The sequence below is a fragment of the Prochlorococcus marinus CUG1415 genome, assembly GCF_017696015.1.
In the GTDB taxonomy this organism is placed as follows: domain Bacteria; phylum Cyanobacteriota; class Cyanobacteriia; order PCC-6307; family Cyanobiaceae; genus Prochlorococcus_A; species Prochlorococcus_A marinus_AE.
In genome coordinates this window covers 189,993-206,963 of the sequence record NZ_JAAORL010000002.1, presented here as the reverse complement: position 1 = coordinate 206,963, position 16,971 = coordinate 189,993, and the positions used below count along the sequence as shown (strand labels likewise).

General features: G+C 27.2%; 16 protein-coding genes and 1 tRNA gene. 7 read left to right on the top strand and 10 right to left on the bottom strand.

All coding sequences use genetic code 11. The annotated features are described in order from the left end of the window. Positions 1-4 precede the first annotated feature (4 nt). Positions 5-307 carry a hypothetical protein gene (locus HA143_RS07210; protein WP_209085168.1) on the bottom strand — a complete coding sequence of 101 codons (303 nt, stop codon included), beginning with the start codon at positions 305-307 and terminating at the stop codon, positions 5-7. A 250-nt stretch (positions 308-557) separates the two neighbouring features. On the opposite strand from HA143_RS07210, the gene HA143_RS07205 reads away from it, so the two are divergent. The 4 genes from HA143_RS07205 (at position 558) to HA143_RS07190 (ending at position 4,413) form a co-directional block, all read left to right on the top strand. Beyond that, on the top strand, positions 558-1,511 hold the full coding sequence (locus tag HA143_RS07205) for a class I SAM-dependent methyltransferase (RefSeq protein ID WP_209085165.1): 954 nt from the start codon (positions 558-560) through the stop codon (positions 1,509-1,511). Positions 1,512-1,994: 483 nt separating this feature from the next. Continuing rightward, positions 1,995-3,854 carry a carbamoyltransferase family protein gene (locus HA143_RS07200; RefSeq protein ID WP_209085160.1) on the top strand — a complete coding sequence of 620 codons (1,860 nt, stop codon included), beginning with the start codon at positions 1,995-1,997 and terminating at the stop codon, positions 3,852-3,854. Further along, positions 3,854-4,249, top strand: a complete 396-nt coding sequence (locus tag HA143_RS07195) for an SxtJ family membrane protein (protein WP_306822620.1) — start codon at positions 3,854-3,856, stop codon at positions 4,247-4,249. Before HA143_RS07200 ends, HA143_RS07195 begins: the two co-directional genes overlap by 1 nt. A 2-nt stretch (positions 4,250-4,251) precedes the next feature. Then, positions 4,252-4,413 (top strand): DUF5989 family protein, encoded by a 162-nt coding sequence (locus tag HA143_RS07190; RefSeq protein WP_209085158.1) that lies wholly within the window; start codon positions 4,252-4,254, stop codon positions 4,411-4,413. 22 nt (positions 4,414-4,435) lie between these two features. On the opposite strand, the gene HA143_RS07185 is transcribed toward HA143_RS07190, so the two are convergent. From HA143_RS07185 to HA143_RS07170, 4 genes are all read right to left on the bottom strand, one after another. Continuing rightward, a complete protein-coding gene (locus HA143_RS07185) occupies positions 4,436-5,626 on the bottom strand; it encodes a hypothetical protein (RefSeq protein WP_209085156.1) in 1,191 nt (396 codons plus the stop codon). 471 nt (positions 5,627-6,097) lie between these two features. Continuing rightward, positions 6,098-6,592 carry a hypothetical protein gene (locus HA143_RS07180; protein ID WP_209085154.1) on the bottom strand — a complete coding sequence of 165 codons (495 nt, stop codon included), beginning with the start codon at positions 6,590-6,592 and terminating at the stop codon, positions 6,098-6,100. 784 nt (positions 6,593-7,376) lie between these two features. Then, positions 7,377-7,529, bottom strand: a complete 153-nt coding sequence (locus tag HA143_RS09750; protein ID WP_245210909.1) for a hypothetical protein — start codon at positions 7,527-7,529, stop codon at positions 7,377-7,379. Between the two features lie 227 nt (positions 7,530-7,756). Further along, positions 7,757-7,829, bottom strand: a tRNA-Ala gene (locus tag HA143_RS07170). Between the two features lie 289 nt (positions 7,830-8,118). Here HA143_RS07170 and HA143_RS07165 point away from each other — a divergent pair. From HA143_RS07165 to HA143_RS07155, 3 genes are read left to right on the top strand one after another with little or no spacing between them, the layout of a single operon-like run. Then, positions 8,119-8,868: a hypothetical protein gene (locus HA143_RS07165; protein WP_209085152.1), complete on the top strand. Its 750-nt coding sequence runs from the start codon at positions 8,119-8,121 to the stop codon at positions 8,866-8,868. A gap of 26 nt (positions 8,869-8,894) precedes the next feature. Continuing rightward, positions 8,895-10,010 (top strand): glycosyltransferase family 4 protein, encoded by a 1,116-nt coding sequence (locus HA143_RS07160; protein ID WP_209085149.1) that lies wholly within the window; start codon positions 8,895-8,897, stop codon positions 10,008-10,010. A 3-nt stretch (positions 10,011-10,013) separates the two neighbouring features. Further along, entirely contained in the window at positions 10,014-10,748 is a 735-nt protein-coding gene (locus tag HA143_RS07155) for a class I SAM-dependent DNA methyltransferase (RefSeq protein ID WP_209085145.1), read from the top strand. A 61-nt stretch (positions 10,749-10,809) separates the two neighbouring features. Here HA143_RS07155 and HA143_RS07150 read toward each other — a convergent pair whose 3' ends face one another. The 5 genes from HA143_RS07150 to HA143_RS07130 are packed head-to-tail and all read right to left on the bottom strand — an operon-like array spanning position 10,810 to position 16,953. Then, a complete protein-coding gene (locus tag HA143_RS07150) occupies positions 10,810-11,847 on the bottom strand; it encodes a class I SAM-dependent methyltransferase (protein WP_209085142.1) in 1,038 nt (345 codons plus the stop codon). 57 nt (positions 11,848-11,904) lie between these two features. Next, positions 11,905-13,074 carry a UDP-N-acetylglucosamine 2-epimerase gene (gene neuC / locus HA143_RS07145; RefSeq protein WP_209085139.1) on the bottom strand — a complete coding sequence of 390 codons (1,170 nt, stop codon included), beginning with the start codon at positions 13,072-13,074 and terminating at the stop codon, positions 11,905-11,907. Next, positions 13,071-14,147: an N-acetylneuraminate synthase family protein gene (locus HA143_RS07140; RefSeq protein WP_209085122.1), complete on the bottom strand. Its 1,077-nt coding sequence runs from the start codon at positions 14,145-14,147 to the stop codon at positions 13,071-13,073. Before HA143_RS07140 ends, neuC begins: the two co-directional genes overlap by 4 nt. Positions 14,148-14,176: 29 nt before the next feature. Then, positions 14,177-15,625: an imidazole glycerol phosphate synthase subunit HisH gene (hisH, locus tag HA143_RS07135; RefSeq protein ID WP_209085121.1), complete on the bottom strand. Its 1,449-nt coding sequence runs from the start codon at positions 15,623-15,625 to the stop codon at positions 14,177-14,179. 2 nt (positions 15,626-15,627) lie between these two features. After that, positions 15,628-16,953: an N-acetyl sugar amidotransferase gene (locus tag HA143_RS07130; RefSeq protein ID WP_209085120.1), complete on the bottom strand. Its 1,326-nt coding sequence runs from the start codon at positions 16,951-16,953 to the stop codon at positions 15,628-15,630. Positions 16,954-16,971: the final 18 nt, after the last annotated feature.

The window sequence follows — 16,971 nt, the reverse complement described above, 5'->3', positions numbered from 1 at the left end:
TTAATTAAGGTTTTTTATCAATTATTTTTCTTATCAAATTATTAATGCTATTTGGAGAATTAAGATCTTTCATATCTTCATTTCTAATTAAAGATTCTTCCAGTAAGTCAATTTGCATATTATATTTTTCATGAATTTTATTTTCTAACGTAATAATAAACGTGGCAAAATCCATTGAATCTAACATTCCATTTATGCCAATTAACTCTACATCAGGAACTAATGGGATTTTTTCATTTTTATCTAAAGTTTTATTTATCTCATCAATGCTCTTGTAGATTATTTCATATACTCCTTGTTCATTCATTATTAATTACAAATTAAATTTAAATAAAAAATTATAAGAAAGAATTTGTCAATACTTTTAAAAAAGGTTAAATATCAATTAGTTTATACATAAAAATTCATACTTTGAAGAGAAATATATATGAAAAAATTTTTTATTTCCAAAAAATAAAATTATCTTTTTAAATGTAAATTATTCAAACATTCGGAAATTTTAAAGACTTAATTTTGATACTGAAGTATAAATTATTCATAAAAGTAATAAAGGCATTATGAAAGGCATTGTTTTTAAAGAGGATGAATTTATCCCTTTGGTCAAAGAAGAAAATATTCTAAAAAGGATAATTAATTTGACATTGGAGGAATTTCCTTCGCATAAAAAAAGTTTAATTAAGAATATTAATTCACATTCACCAGAAGATTTTAAGATCCTAAAAAAACTTTTGAATAATATTAGTCTTTTAATAAGCGATGAAATTGATGATTATATAAAAAGTTATAAATGGTTCTGCCAAGAAATATTAAAAGATCAAATATGTTTTTTAAAAACCAATAAATATAGGAGAACAAACTTTAATGATGTATACAAAGATATTTATGATAATCAGAGTTATATGAAAAAATATATAAGAGGTCTTTTGCTATCTCAAATATTATGGAATAACCATTCTAAATCATTTATAAATTACACAAGATTCATAGAAAGTCAGAAAACTAATTATAGATTATTAGAAATAGGTCCAGGCCATGGTCTTTATTTAGCAGCTGCTTTAGAGAATAAAAATTGCAAACATGTTTCTGGATGGGATATAAGTGGGGAAAGCATTAATCAAACTAATTCTTCAATACAGAAAATTAAAATAGCAGATAAAGTTTCTCTAGAACAGATAAACATATTAGATGATATAGAAAAAATCCATATTGGAAGGTATAGAATAATCGTAATGGTAGAAGTATTAGAGTGCATTGATAATACAAATAAAGTTCTTAAGAATATAAAGTACTTACTTGAAAATAATGGTATTCTTTATCTAAATTTCCCGATTAATAGTCCAGCTCCAGATAATATTCTGCATCTAAAAAACATTTCAGAAGTTGAAAATATTCTTAAAAATCAAGGCTTTTCAATCTTATCTACTGCCAGTTATCCAGCTAATGGATATGACTTGAATCAAGCTATCAAAATGAAATCAACTATTTCTTGCGTTGTAATTGCAAAAAAGTAAGAAATTTCTTTAATTTTTTTGTTGATTTTATAAGTTCTTTTTGAATTCGTAATATTGATATGAATTTGGACATAATTCATATAGCTAATTTTCTAGATTGCTTAAATCTTCAAATCCCAAACTCAAAATTCCCTATATTTCATAGGAAATAAAGATTTGCTAAATTGGTAAAATATAATTTTAATTAAGTTTTTTTATCGTAGTCATCCTAGATAGTTCACTTATGCTTTAAATTAGAATTTATGTACCTCTCTTTGTATGAATAAAATATACTTTTATAAAGGGAAGTTAATTACTTTAATTATTCTTAAATTGTTCTGATGAAACAAAAACAGTTATCATCGAATTTATTAGATTTTGTTTTAATTTTTTATAATGATGATCCAAAATTTAAAACTTGGAATAAAGGGGAACTCAAAAAAAAAGATTTAAACATCTCTGTTTATTTTATAAAAATACTTTTAGTTTTGTTATTTATTTAATATGGAGAAAAAATATATCCTAGGGATTTCATGTTACTACCATGATAGTGCGGCAGCATTAATTTTTGACGGTGAAATAATTAGTGCAGTTCAAGAAGAAAGATTTACTAGAAAAAAGCATGATTCTAGTTTTCCAGAAAATGCAATTAAATACTGTTTAAATTCAAATAATTTAGACTTGAGAGACATTGAGAATATCGTATATTACGAAAAACCATTATTAACATTTGAGAGACTTTTAGAAACTTATATTGCTGTTGCACCTAGGGGTGGGAGATCTTTTATATCAGCGATGAATGTATGGTTAAAAGAAAAACTATTCTTAAAATCAGAATTAAAAAAAGGTTTGAAAAGAATTCAAAATGAAATTTTACATAGCAATCAAACATATATTCCAGAAATACTTTATTCAGAGCATCATCAATCACATGCTGCCGCTGCATTCTATCCCAGTCCTTTTAAAGAAGCAGTAATACTTTGTATGGATGCAGTTGGAGAGTGGGCAACAACCTCTGCCTGGATTGGCTCAAATAATAAAATAAAGCCACTTTGGGAAATAAGTTTCCCCCATTCCTTAGGACTTTTATACTCTGCATTCACTTATTATTGCGGATTTAAGGTTAATTCTGGTGAATATAAATTAATGGGATTAGCTCCTTATGGAAACCCTATATATGCGAAACAAATAGAGTCAAAATTAATTGATATTAGAAAAGATGGCACATTTAAATTAAATATGGATTACTTTAAATTTCATAGAGGGTTTCGAATGACGAGTAAAAAGTTTCACAAACTTTTTGGATCACCACCTCGCAAGCCTGATGAAGAATTGAGACAATTTCATATGGATTTGGCTGCATCTATTCAGTTATTAACAGAAGAAATACTAATTAAAATTGCTTATTCCTTAAGAAAAGAAACTGGAATAAACAAGATATGTCTTTCTGGAGGAGTTGCTTTAAACTGTGTTGCAAATGGTAAATTACTCGATAAAAAAATATTTGAGGATATTTGGATTCAACCTGCAAGTGGTGATGCTGGTTCCGCTTTAGGAGCTGCATTTATAGGTTGGCATGAGAATTTAAATAAACCAAGGAAAGTTGATCTAAATGATTCTATGAAAGGTACTTACCTAGGTTGTAATTTTTCTAATGAAGAAATTAATCATTATTTAAAAAAAGTAAATGCGCATTTTGAAATTTTTGAAGATGATGAACTATTTGAAAAGCTTGCTTTATTACTTGATGATGGCAAAGTTATTGGCTGGTTTAATGGACCAATGGAATTTGGACCAAGATCTCTTGGAGGAAGATCAATTATTGGAGACCCTAGGAGTCAAAAGATGCAAAGTTTGATGAATCTAAAAATCAAATACCGAGAAAGTTTTAGACCATTTGCTCCTTCAGTACTTGAAGAGGATCTTACTAGTAATTTTGAAATGAAAACTAAAAGTCCTTATATGCTGTTCGTTTCATCAGTAAAAAAAGAACTTTGCATTGAGATGAATAATGATCAAAAAAATCTTTTTGGTATTGAGAAGTTAAATATTCCTAGATCTTCATTACCTGCAATTACGCACGTTGATTACTCTGCGAGAATTCAAACGGTAAGTAAAAGAACTAATCCTCGTTATCACAGACTTATAACGGCTTTTAAAAAATTAACTAATTGTTCAGTAATAGTTAATACATCATTTAACGTTAGAGGAGAACCTATTGTTTGTACTCCTCAGGATGCTTATCGCTGCTTTATGAGAACAGAAATGGATGTATTAGTTCTACAAAATCATATACTTCACAAGAAGAATCAACCAAAAACTGAAAAAGATGAAACTTGGAAACAGACTTTTGAACTAGATTGATGATGAATAACAATATATCAAAAAAAATATTAAGAGAATTTGGATTTCTTATGAGTTTTGCCTTCCCAATTTTAATTGGATGGCTTTTACCTTATCTTTATGGTCATTCTTTTAGAACGTGGACCTTATTGATTAGTTTTCCCTTACTAATTTTTTCTATAGCTGCCCCAAGTCTACTCTCATATCCATATAAGGCTTGGATGAAACTAGGATACTTTCTAGGATGGTTTAATAGTCGTATAATACTTGGGATAGTTTTTATTTTAGTTCTACAACCTATTGCATTAATAATGCGAATTTCTGGTCATGATCCACTTAGAAGGAAAAAAACTGATCAAAAATCTTATAGAGAAATAACTACTAACAAAAAAATTAATTTAAACAAGATTTTTTAAATATGGAAGTATTTTTAGAGCTAATTAAAGACATATGGGATTTCTTAAGAGTAAGAAAAAAGTATTGGTTAGCCCCGCTTATTGTCACTATTTTACTTCTGGGAATTCTAGTTGTTTTTTCTCAAGGCTCTGTTGTTGCTCCCTTTATTTACACTATTTTTTAAACGAGTTAAAAAATAAATTTAGTTACTTATTTTCTTCTAATGTCTTTTTTTGTATGGCATTAAAGATAATTTTAGCTACTTCTTTATTGCCAAGAGGTGAGAAATGTCCTTCCCTAGGGGAGTAGTAATCAAGGTTAGTGAAATCAAATTCCTCAATCAGATTTATAAATTGAATTCCATATTTTTTAGATATTTTCTTGATATTATCTCCATAGTTTCTCGTTAATCTTGTATTAGACCTTTGCGGAATATAAGCTATATAAGGCTTACATTGATTATTACAAGCTAATGATAGCTTCTCAATACTTCTTGCTGTTACTGTATCTTTAAAATAGTCAATAGATAATTTAGATGCAATATGTTGCAAGCTAGATTTCAATGGAATTCCAAGATATAACCTGGTAGCTTTTAATTTTAATGTCTTAATTAAAAATTTTTTAACTTTTTTCCGGATTTGAGCTTTTTCATTATACCTTTCAAGACCGCCAGTATCTTCAAAATCCTTTATAGCATTTTTAAGTGCTTTTAAATAGTTTGAATTTATTCTTAAATTGAGATTACTTGAAAAATTTATTGGACTAGAACTTTTAATTAATTGATTATTTGAATTTATTTTTTCATGTACATTGTCATTGTCATAGTAGACAACTATCACATTCATCTTACTTTTATTAATATTATTTAGCGGCTTCACAATATGCTTAATCAATGCCATATATTCATAGGGAGAATTGCTACCTGAGGACAAGTTAATAGTATTAATTCCTGATAAAGATTGATAATAATTAGTTAATCTTTTTTCCTCTTCCACGCATTCACTTGCTATAAATGAATCACCAATAAATAGATTTAATGATTGGAGTTTTTCTGATTCCCAATTATTATCATTATTTCTTAAGCCGAATCTATCAGTCTTATACTTAATTAGTCCATATCCCTCATTGCAACTAAAAGCATTTTTATAAGGTAATGAACCTATAGGATAAATATTATATTTACTCGCATATGCACTAACTTCATCTGGGAAGTAGTAAGGTTCAAAACCTTCTGATTTTGCAATTTCTCCAAGTTTCTTGTCTTCAATTCGATCTGTTTTAAAAACTTTTTTATGTTCTTTGCTAGGAAACTTATCTAGTTCGTTTATAGATATAAAAATCTCAAAAACTAATAATGGAAAAGAAATTGAACAAATAAAAAGCAAAAAATTTTTCAAGGAATTTAGAATTTTTTTAACTATTATTTTTTTATAATAATTAATAATGAATCTAGTTGAAAAATTATAACAATTATTGCATTGATTGTTTATTATTTTCCCAATGAAAGCAAATTTATTATTTATATTTGAAACTTTTATGTATAGAAGAATTAATTAAAAAAATATTCTGCAGTTGCTTGTAATGCCAACGTACTTATTAAATTAATTGGCTTAGAAGCAGAAATAAAAAGTGGCTTTTCTTAATCTTGTTTTAGCAAGAAGCAACAAACCAATTTATTAGAAGAGTAAAGTCTTTCTTAAAAAAGAAAGATTATTCCGAATAAGAATGGGAAAAGTTTTTAGCATTGAAATCATGATTAAAAAGAAAATACTTTAAATATTAAATTAAAAGCTTAGTATTGCGACTACTTGCGGAACTGAATTTTCATAATTCTATTAATCAAAGTAAAAAGCAATAGAATCTACTAGTTACTTATTAATAAATGAAAGTCGATCTAAAAAAGAGGGAATAAAACTTTCTTTCTTTTTATTTTCTTCTGGTTTTTCATTTAATTTAATTACATTATTTTTGGGAGAATCAGTATTATTAAGTATTAATTCAAAATTATTAAATATATTAATTTTTCTGGATGCCTGGAATAATCCATTACATAAAGAAACAAAAGAAAAACAAGTAATCCCTATTACTTTAAAGAGATTTAGAAATTGAATAAAAGCAGACATCAATGACTTAAATATTCCAACTAAATTTTTTAATAATGTACCTAAAAGTTCATAGATTTGAATGAAGCTTTTAAAAAGAGAATCAATAAGATCAATTATATTTCGAAAGATTAAAGTAAAATCATTAATCAATTTACTTAAAAGAACATTAATTGAATTCTCATTATCTTTGCTAAATATTTTTACAATGCCAAACCAAACAAGAAATGAGGTTAGAAGAGTAATTAAGACTTTAATCATTGAATAGTATTTTTTACATCAAAGCAATATTTGCTATGAATCGCAATCAAAACAATTACTCAAAAATGAAAAAGAATTCTATTATAAAAAGTTTAAATAAAAAAGAGAGGTAAAACTGAATAAAACTACTAGTTAGTAAGCCCTGTTCAATCAAAGATTTTCTCGATAAATTTTTGACTTATTTAGATAATATTAAGAACAAATCCTACCTAAAAAGATGGCAGGAATTCTAAGGGATGATCTTTATAGATTAGATTGATTAAGGATTCTTGCCAAACTGAATAAGATAGTTGAGTATATTTAACCATTCGAAGGTTAGAACTCTGGAATAATAGATATTTAATTAGAAAATAATTACTATATATATAAGTAATTTTTTTATCTAATTTATGGCTAGACCAAAAAAAAATCAGTTGAATTCAACTTTTAGAATGGGTGAGTTTACAACTTCTAAACTCATACAAAATTTAGGGATTAATAGAGAACAGTTCCAATTTGTTGGTCCTTTTAGAAGTATTCATGGTCGAGATTAAGTCGCAGTTGTCAAGCCTAGTTTTAGTATTTGATTAATAAGTTAGTTTAGGAATCATATGACACTAAGTACTTGCATATAAGTATCGGTTTGGTTTTTATATGGTTAATTATTTTTTATATAATGCATATTCCAATTTTGGGAAAACTAATTTTATTATTTGCACTTTATTTGATTTCTGATTTATCAATAAAAAGAAGTATTTTAAGAAAAGCTGTTCGAAGGGCTAATAGAGCTAGATCAATTTTTTAATTAAAAATATCTATTAAATATTGAAGTCTTTTCCCAACCTGCTTCTAATAATTTTTTATATTCTTCTCTAGGAGATTCAATAGTGTCTATTCTTGAACCTTTCATAACTGGCTTACTTGATCTCTTATAGACGCAACCATAACTAACAATCATTGCATTAATATTTCGCTAAGGTTTACTAACTATCTTCAAATGGTTTAAATACTTTTATTCTTGATCTATCCTTATTTATTAAATTAAACTTTTCCATAAAATTATTATATTTACTGATTGAAATAGAAGAGTCCTATAAGTCCTGAAAGTCCTTAAATATATGATGAGCTTCTAGTTATGAAGTAACTCAAATCTTTTGACCAATTAAAATCACTAATAAAATTAAATGGAGCCAAGGGGACTCGAACCCCTGACCCCCTGCATGCCATGCAGGTGCTCTACCAGCTGAGCTATGGCCCCCCATTCGACTTTTATCCTACATGAAAAAGTAATTTATTAAATTAACTAAACCTTATTATAAAACTTTTTTATTTTTTTTATAATTTATAAAAACTAATAGATGTATTATTTTTAATAGCTTTATATAGATTGCATAAATTAGTGGTTAAATCTTATAAGATATATTTTTATTGATTTAAAAAATCCCTCTAGATTGAGGAATAAAAATAAATTGTTTTGTTGATTTGTTTGAATAAAAAATTTTAGTTAGTTAACATTATTAATATGATATTATTAGATACTTAAATTTTTGAAAAAATTAAATTACTATAAAAGAAGATTATTTCAAAAGATAGTTTCTCCTTTAGCAGAGATCAGATTGAGTTTTATAAAAAGTCAATCATCCTATAAAAAAGGTTCTGCTAACTGGCTCGCTGCGACTGAAAAAAAATATGGTGGTTTTCATAATGATATATCTGTAAATAAAATTTCATCTAAAGATAATCGTAAAAAAGATGAGATTAAATTCCAGAAAATGACTGGAGGTGACAAAATGTTTCACATGGGGTATTCGAGATATTATGAAAAATTCTTAGAAAGCTTTCTTAAAAAAAATTCATCAGAACTTAATATTGCTGAATTTGGAATTCTTAAAGGCACCGGTCTAGCTTTGCTATCAGATCTTTTCCCTAAATCTAATTTATATGGTTTTGATATTGATTTAAGTAACTTTATAAAAAATAAAAATAAGCTTATTGATCTTGGAGCTTTCATATATAGTTCTCCAAAGATTTTTGAATGTGATCAATATAAAATTAATGAACAATTTATTGCAAAAATTCTTGGAGATAAGAAACTTGATATTGTTATTGACGATGGACTTCATCAAATTGAAACGATTAAAAATACTGCTATGGCTATTAAACCCTTTATGAAAAAAAACAGTGTTATTTTTGTTGAAGACAATTCTTTTGTTACACCAATTTTGCAAGGGATTTTTGAAGATTCAATAGTTCATGATTGTGGAGCTTTGAAAGTGGTATGTATAAATAGTCTTTAACGAATTTATAAACTTTTAATATCTATATGAAAATTCTTTGTTTTACGCAATTTTATATTCCTGATATTGGAGGTATGCAAATTTCTAATAGCCTTATTGTTGAAGGCTTAAAAAAGAAAAAAGTAGAAATTGAATTGCATTTATTTGGAAACTCTAGGAAAATAATTGTTAATGAAAATTTAACAATAAATAATCATAAATTTATTCCTTTAAGTTTTTTTGGTCATCTGAGAACACTCTTGCTTGTTATTTCCTCTATTAAAAAAGTTAAGCCAGACTTGATATTGTTTTTAGATGAATCAATCACAAGATCTTTAGGAATGACGCCATTAAAATTAAATTTTAATTGTAAAATTTTTAGTATTAATAGTGGTTCAACGTTGACAAGAAGAAATTTACACTTTAAAGGTAAATTGAATGCTTTTTTCATTAAAAGAGGTTATGAATATATTGATAAGTTGTTTTTATCAGAATCTACAAAAAATGATTTATTAAAAAATCATAGTTATTTAGAATCTAAAATAAATGTTTTAGGTAGACCTATTAGTAATAACTTTTATCTAAAGGAAGAAAAATTTTTGAACTGGAAATCAAATGAGAAGATTCCTGTTCTGATGTCTGTTGGGGGACTTTGGAAACATAAAGGGTTTGACTTGATAATTAAATCATTAGCTCTAATGAAAAAAAAATATGGATGTGAAAAATGTGAATATATTATTATTGGAGATGGCCCTGAAAAAAAATTTTTATCTGACTTAATTAAAAAGCATAAATTATTAAAAGTTAAAATACTTGGTTATAAGCCTAATTCTGATTTGCCTAGTTATATATCTCAGTCAGATATTTTTGTAATACCTTCAATTAATGAAGGAGAGACATTTGGTAGATCTTGTGTTGAAGCTATGGCTTGCTCTAAACCAATACTTTCTTCATATTTAAGTAATTTATCTAATTTAGTGAAAGAGGGTGAAAATGGTTTTGTAGTTAAGCCAAATATAAAAAACTTTTATTTTGCTATCGAGAGGTTTTTAAATATCAGTAGATCGAGGTATATTAAGATGTCAAAATCATCATATAAAATAGCAATTAAATATAAACAGGAAAATATAGTGAATCAATTGATTAAACAATTTCCTAAATAATCAATGAAAGAATTAGATACTTTTGATAATTTGATTGCATCCTTTTTAAATAGGCTGGACAATCGAATTAAATACAATAAGACATTTGCTGATAAATATTATAAAGAGGATAATCAAAAAGATACTAATGCAAATTTTAAATATTTTAAAGAAAAACTTTTACTCGTTAAAAATATAATAAAAAAAAGTGGTAAAGAGTCCAAAATATTAGATATTGGATGCGGTACAGGAAGATTTCTTAGTCTTTTTAAAGATGAAAAAATTTTTGGGATTGATATAAATCAAAATATGCTGAATAAGGCAGAGCTTTTAAAAAAAGATAATAAATCTTTGATTTTATTTAAGACAGATATCATCAATTTTAATCGTTTTTATAAAACACAAAATTTTGACTTTATTTATTCTATTGGAGTCTTTGGTGAGCATGCTTTGATTGATAAGAAAACTCTGAATATTATTTTTTTAAATCTTAAAGCCGGAGGTTACTTGTTTTTTACAATGTATGATAATGGTTTAAGGAGAAAAGGTATTTCTAAATTAATCATAAGGCTTTTAGAAAAATTTTTTCAAATAATCAAATTAAGAAATTCGGCTATTTATATTTCACGAAGAAATAACTTAGAAGAAATAATTAGAAATATGGAGAATATAGAAATAATTTATAAAATCAGAAAATCGACTAGTTCCACATCATGGAATGGTAATCACATTATTGTTTTACTTAAAAAAAAGTTTTAAAAACAATTATTTCATTAATATTTTTTAGAAAAATTAATTTTAAAGTAATGAATTATTAAAACTATGAAAAATTAATATCGAATTTTTCATCATGTTTTTTGAGCATTTCTCTTAATGATGGAATATTTTGTATTAATTCTAACTCTTTTAATTTAGCAATTAATTTTTTTTGATCATCTATATCAAGATATCTTTTGGCATTTGAATTTTTCTTTGCAAAAGCAAATCCCCCACCATTTCTGCCAGTATTCTCTCCTGATACTGGATCAGTTGTACTTAGTATAATTTCAAAACCATGCTTTACTAGTATTGCTTGAGCACTTTTATCAGTTAGAAATCTATGATGATTTGAATTAAGCCATCTAAAACTCTCGGAGATAGGATAATATCTTCCTTCTAGAACTATTATGCCGTCTTCATCTAAATATTCCCAACATTTTTTTAAAATAGTATTTGGATTATGGCAATGCTCCAAAGAACCAATAATTATAATTAGACCAAACTTTTCTTTATATTCCATTTTTTCTCCTTGTATTACATCAACTTTTAATCCTTTTTTTATTGCAAAATTAGCTGATTTAATATCTGGATCATTACCCTTTACAACATATCCTTTTCTTTTAAATAATTCTAAGAACCCTCCGCAACCACAGCCAACATCTAGTAACTTTTTATTGGTAATTTTTAGTTTAATTTTATTCAAATAATTATAAAAATTATTTGCTCTTTCTATCGCTATTTCATATCCAAATTCATTTGGATTTCCTTCATTATCCATTTGTGTCTTTTTACCTACGTTTGTAGGATCACCAGGTTTATTAGATTGACTTCTTGCACGCATAAATGGATAAAATTCTTCATAGTATTTTTCATAGAATTCCTTCTCGAAACGAGGGTTTTGCATAAGGAATCCACATTTTTTGCATGCTTGAACTTCTACTGGAGCCAGAATATTATTACCAGTATCAGTATGTGAGCAAATAACTTCAAATTCATTCGAATTGCAAATTTCACATTTAATTAATTGTCTAGAATAATTTCTTTTGCAACCTAAAATATTAAAATATTCATTTATTGAATTTAGTTTTTGAAATGCCATTTTGTAATTGCCTTAAAGAAGAAAAAATAAATAATCTAGGTATAAAAATTTAAAATTTTATTCATCAAGATAATTTAACCTTTTTTTGATATTTATTTCAGTTTTTAGTAATATTTCTGCAATCTTTTTACCAGAATTTCCAATACCAAAAATATCAGAAGAATTATATCTACCTTTATTAATTTGGTACTTTGCCGCTTTATAAATATCATTTGCAATATGATTACAATCTATAACATTATCTCCACGTTCTCTATCTTGTTGGCGGTTGCCTATATTTACTGATCCTAAACCTAAATAAGCAGCTTCCCTTATCCCAGATGAGGAATTCCCGATGAGACATTTGCTGTTATTAATTAACTTAGCGTAATCAATTGGAGAAAAATTTTTATAAAATTTTATATATTTTGGGTTCTCAGTTTCTCTAAAAGATCTAATCCCTTTTGATATATCATCTGCTCCTGCATCGATATTTGGCCATAACCATATAATTTGTAATCCTTCTTCTCCAAGTTTTTTAACTGCCTTCAATGTTTCTTCAATTTGTCCACTGCCTAATCCATATTCTGTAGTTACAGGATGTTGAAGAACTACGAGATAATTCTTTGAGAGATCAATCTCGCTTCCAACTCCTGAATATTTTGAAAGCGTATCAGATTCAAGTCTCAAGTCATTCTCAACTAATAAATCAATCGAAGGGCATCCTACTTGATGAACAAAATTTGGATCCTCCCCCATTCTCAAGATATATTCTCTACTACGTTTTGTTGCAGGAAAATGTAAATGAGATAATTTTGTTATTGCATGTCTAACTGATTCATCTATAGAACCAGTCACTTCCCCTCCTTGAGTATGTGCTAAAGGTATATTCATATAACTAGCTGCTACTGCAGTAGATAGCGTTTCAAATCTATCAGCAACCGTTAAAACTATATCAGGATTTAATTTCTCAAATATGGTAGCAAGTTCAATTATTCCTAATCCTGCTGACTTGGCCATCGTAATAGGCTTATCTCCCTCGATGATGTTGTAAAGAACTTCTGCAGGTTCAAATCCATCACTTCTTATCAAATCAATAGGGTTCCCAAATCTATATAAAAGAGCAGATGCTCCTACCACTAGTTGTAGTTCTAGGCCCTCATTATTATTAATAGATTTAAGTAGAGACTTTATTCTTGCATAATTTGCTCTACTGAATACAACTACGCAAATTTTTTTTTTGGTCAAGATTCTTTTAGGTGAGTCCATTGGAGAAGTCTCGTTTCAGGCATATCATTTTTTAATTTCATTCCTAAGACTTCATTAATTTTATCTGGTGATATTCCTCCACCAGGCTTCTTGAAGGTTAAATCTTCTCTTTTCAATATTACATCTTTTTTTAGAGGATATTTTAATGCAATACTTTTATTAAACATAATTCTCATATCTTTTAGAGATTTGGATTCTTTATCTTTATCAACTGGATTTCTTATCATTATCTCAAACTCATTCCTGAATTGTACAAGTTTTTTTAATTGCTCAAAAGTTATAGAAGAAGATGCATCAGGACCAAACATCTTCTTATCAAAAGTAACATGAACCTCTAAAACACTTATACCTTTAGTAATAGCTGCTATCGAAGAAGAAATCTTACCACTATGATCTGAAAACCCAATATTTAAATTAAATTTATTTTTCATTTCATCAATTATGTTTAATCCTACTTTTTCAAGTGGTGTAGGGTATTTGGAATTACATTGCATTAGAACAGCTGAAAGTGAAAGATCATTAACTTTGGTGGTTATTTTATCTATCTCATCCCAAGAACTCATTCCAGTACTCAATAGAATAGTGCCTTTTTTTTTCGCAATGAAATTTATTATTGAATTACTTAGAAACTCACCAGATCCAATTTTCCAGTCTCTTACTCCTATTTTGTATAAAAGATCTACTGCCTCTTCAGAGAAGGGGGAGCTTAAAAAAGCTATGTTTCTTGAATTGGCGTGATTAAAAAGTTCTTTCCATTGATCTTCATTAAATTCCATCCTCTGCCAATATTCATACCTTGTTTTATCTTGATTAGAAAACTGGTATCTAAATTTTTCATCTAAAGTTGATTCATATTTAGATAAGTGTGTTTGAAATTTTATTGCATCTGCACCAGAATCAGCTGCGGCATCAATAAAAGAATGAGCTAATCCTAAAGAACCTTCATGCGCTTGTGCAACTTCAGCAATTATAAAACATGGATAACTAGTGCCTATTTTTTTATTGCAGAGATTAATGCAATTTGGGTTAAATTTTGATGAATTTATGCTCATAATTAATAAAATCTTTTTAAAATAAATAATTAAATTATATTCTTTAGTTTTTCTAGAGTTTTTTGTAATTTTAGTATACCTTTAGGTCCTGAAACCTCAGGATGGTATTGAAATGCACTTATATTTCTGGTTTGATAAGAGGCTACAAATTTAATATTATTGAAAGTAGATGTTTGATCAATATTTTCTTTATTTTCTACGTCATCAACTCTTAATCCATATGAGTGTATGTAGTAATAATAATTCTCTAAATTGTCTTTACTTAATGTATTTTTATAACCTATGTTTGGTATTGGTTCTTTACCTTCTGGTAATTTAGTAATTTTACCTTCAAATATTTTTAGCCCTTCTACAGTTTTTCTAGAATTGTTTTTTGAGAAACCTAAAGAATTCCTATGTTTAGGATTTTCATTTACCTCTTCACTCGATTCAAATAATACTTGCATACCAATACATATTGCGAGAAGAGGTCTATTATCATCTAGATACCTCTTCAATTTTTTTTCTAAGCCTATCTCAACAAAATTGTTCATAACTTGGTTGAAATTACCTACCCCAGGAAGACAAAGTATTGAATTGCTAGGAATATCAGAAGTATAATTTAGTATTGAAACATTACAGTTAAGTTTTGCAAGACAGTCCTTAAGTCTTCCTATATTTCCAATACCAACGTTAATGATAGATATATTTGTTCTAGGAACACTATCTTTTTCAGGAATAAAATTATCTAATTTGATGATTTTATTTTTACTTTGATAATTTAAATTTTTTGTATTAAATTTGTGGAAAGATTTAGATATAATAAAACCATCAATGTTATTAATCTTTGAAGTTAATTTATCATTTAATTGTTCTAAAATTACCCCTCCACTGTAAAGAATTCTCGAATATTTATTAATCTTTATTTTTTCTATTATATCAAAATCTATACCTTTTAAAGTACCATCTCTTGTAACATTATTAATAATAATTTCTCCTGGTTTGTACTTAGTAACTTCATCAAACCAGTCTATAAAATTTATATCTTTCATAACTTCTCTTCCATAACAAGTTAGAAGTTCTAATCTATCTTTTTTTTTAATTAGTTGGATATTTACTGTTATTGCTTGAGCTCCAAAAATTGAAATTAATTCGGCTAAGAAATCTAGATTTGAAAATAAATGAGTATTGATTGAAATCTTGTCCGCCCCTAAATTAAACATATTTTCGGCATCTTTTATTGTTTTAATCCCCCCTCCAATTGTTAATGGTGGTAAAAAACCTTTAAATTCTTTTATAAATGTCATATCACTTTTCATCCCAAAATAGCTTGCAATGGTATCTTCAATAAAAATCTCATCAAGATCAAAAGATGCAAATTTCTCTAATACATGACTAGCTGTCCCCACAACTCTATTACCTTCATATTGAATTCCTTTTATTACCGAATTTCCTTTTACTTCTATCTTCCCAATAATTCTTTTATTTCTTTTGGACACAACTATCCCCAATCACTTACTTCAAAATTATTTTCATTATTATCGGAATAAGAAATTTGCCATTCACCTATAGAATTTTTATTCCATATATGAGCTTGTCTAAAATTGTCAGCTAAATTGAAAAGATAATTTCTGTTTAAATCTTTTTGTTTGAAATAGTCTAAACCCTTAATTGATTCCATATTCATAGAAAGATATTTAAAAACTTCTTTTTCAAACCTATCAGGGTATTCTCCTTCATATTTAGAAATTAGTGAAAGGCCCTCATTTCTAGAAATTTCATTATTCCATATATCCTGAGAAGCATCAAAAGTCGTTCTTCCTAAACCTGATTTAATAAATCCTGTCCAATAGAATAAGTCGTCAAGCTTATCATCAATACTGTTAAATTTAGTATAAGTTCCTTGGGTCCTTTCTGGAGCTGGAATGAAATCTGAATTCTCTGAAGCATAATAATAATTACTTTGGGGACGCCATTTTAAAAAATACCCCAATTTGCAAATAATTATTTTCGAGTCTTCTAGCTCTTCAGAAAGAATTGGCAAATATGGATCTAATTGGTTAATCTTTAAATCAAATCTTTCTCTTAATTCTTCGATTGTTATTCCACCAAGAAAGATCTTTGATTCATCTATCTCATCTATTGCCTCTTTCACATTTGAAGCTCCCAATCCTTTATAAGAAAAATAGTTTTTTGCATCGCTACCATATTCAGCAGAGTCTTCACCATAAAATATAAGTTTAATATTAAATTTTTTTGCTATTTTTGCTGGCAAATTTTGTTGACCCAAACCAAAGGTTTGAAATGGATGAAAAAGGTTTTCCAGTGCTAATCTCGACAGCAATCTGTGAATATGGGGATTAGGACTGTATAAGATATTAGTAACTCCAGTGTTAATCCAGGATTCGAAGTTATGCTGCCCCCATTCAGTATAAATATGTGGTCGCCATGTAACTGTTAGAGGATTCATCCCATATTTGTATTTAAGTATATGGCTTGCATAGAAGCTATCTTTACCACCACTTCCTGGGATTAATACATCATAATCACCGTTTTTAGATCTGTATTTAGAGAGTATTTCTTTTAATTGTTTTTCTCTTTCTTTATAATCAATTTTCTTTTTTAATTTATTTACTAAGCACGCAGAACATATACCATCATAGAACTTAATGGTTTCTTTCTTAGTATTTTTATTATCTAAATATTGATCACTATTAACCATCTTTTGATTGGTTAATAAACAGGATTTACATCTTATTACCTTTTTTGGAAAACCAATATGATTTCTCTCAAAAAAATCTTCTTTTTTATCAAAAATTTCATCCATTTATCATATTTTAATTTG

Coding starts and splice junctions, on each gene's coding strand:
- HA143_RS07210 (WP_209085168.1), bottom strand. CDS start 307: ATGAATGAACAAGGAGTATATGAAATAATCTACAAGAGCATTGATGAG.
- HA143_RS07205 (WP_209085165.1), top strand. CDS start 558: ATGAAAGGCATTGTTTTTAAAGAGGATGAATTTATCCCTTTGGTCAAA.
- HA143_RS07200 (WP_209085160.1), top strand. CDS start 1,995: ATGGAGAAAAAATATATCCTAGGGATTTCATGTTACTACCATGATAGT.
- HA143_RS07195 (WP_306822620.1), top strand. CDS start 3,854: ATGATGAATAACAATATATCAAAAAAAATATTAAGAGAATTTGGATTT.
- HA143_RS07190 (WP_209085158.1), top strand. CDS start 4,252: ATGGAAGTATTTTTAGAGCTAATTAAAGACATATGGGATTTCTTAAGA.
- HA143_RS07180 (WP_209085154.1), bottom strand. CDS start 6,592: ATGATTAAAGTCTTAATTACTCTTCTAACCTCATTTCTTGTTTGGTTT.
- HA143_RS09750 (WP_245210909.1), bottom strand. CDS start 7,529: ATGATTGTTAGTTATGGTTGCGTCTATAAGAGATCAAGTAAGCCAGTT.
- HA143_RS07160 (WP_209085149.1), top strand. CDS start 8,895: ATGAAAATTCTTTGTTTTACGCAATTTTATATTCCTGATATTGGAGGT.
- HA143_RS07155 (WP_209085145.1), top strand. CDS start 10,014: ATGAAAGAATTAGATACTTTTGATAATTTGATTGCATCCTTTTTAAAT.
- HA143_RS07150 (WP_209085142.1), bottom strand. CDS start 11,847: ATGGCATTTCAAAAACTAAATTCAATAAATGAATATTTTAATATTTTA.
- HA143_RS07140 (WP_209085122.1), bottom strand. CDS start 14,147: ATGAGCATAAATTCATCAAAATTTAACCCAAATTGCATTAATCTCTGC.
- HA143_RS07130 (WP_209085120.1), bottom strand. CDS start 16,953: ATGGATGAAATTTTTGATAAAAAAGAAGATTTTTTTGAGAGAAATCAT.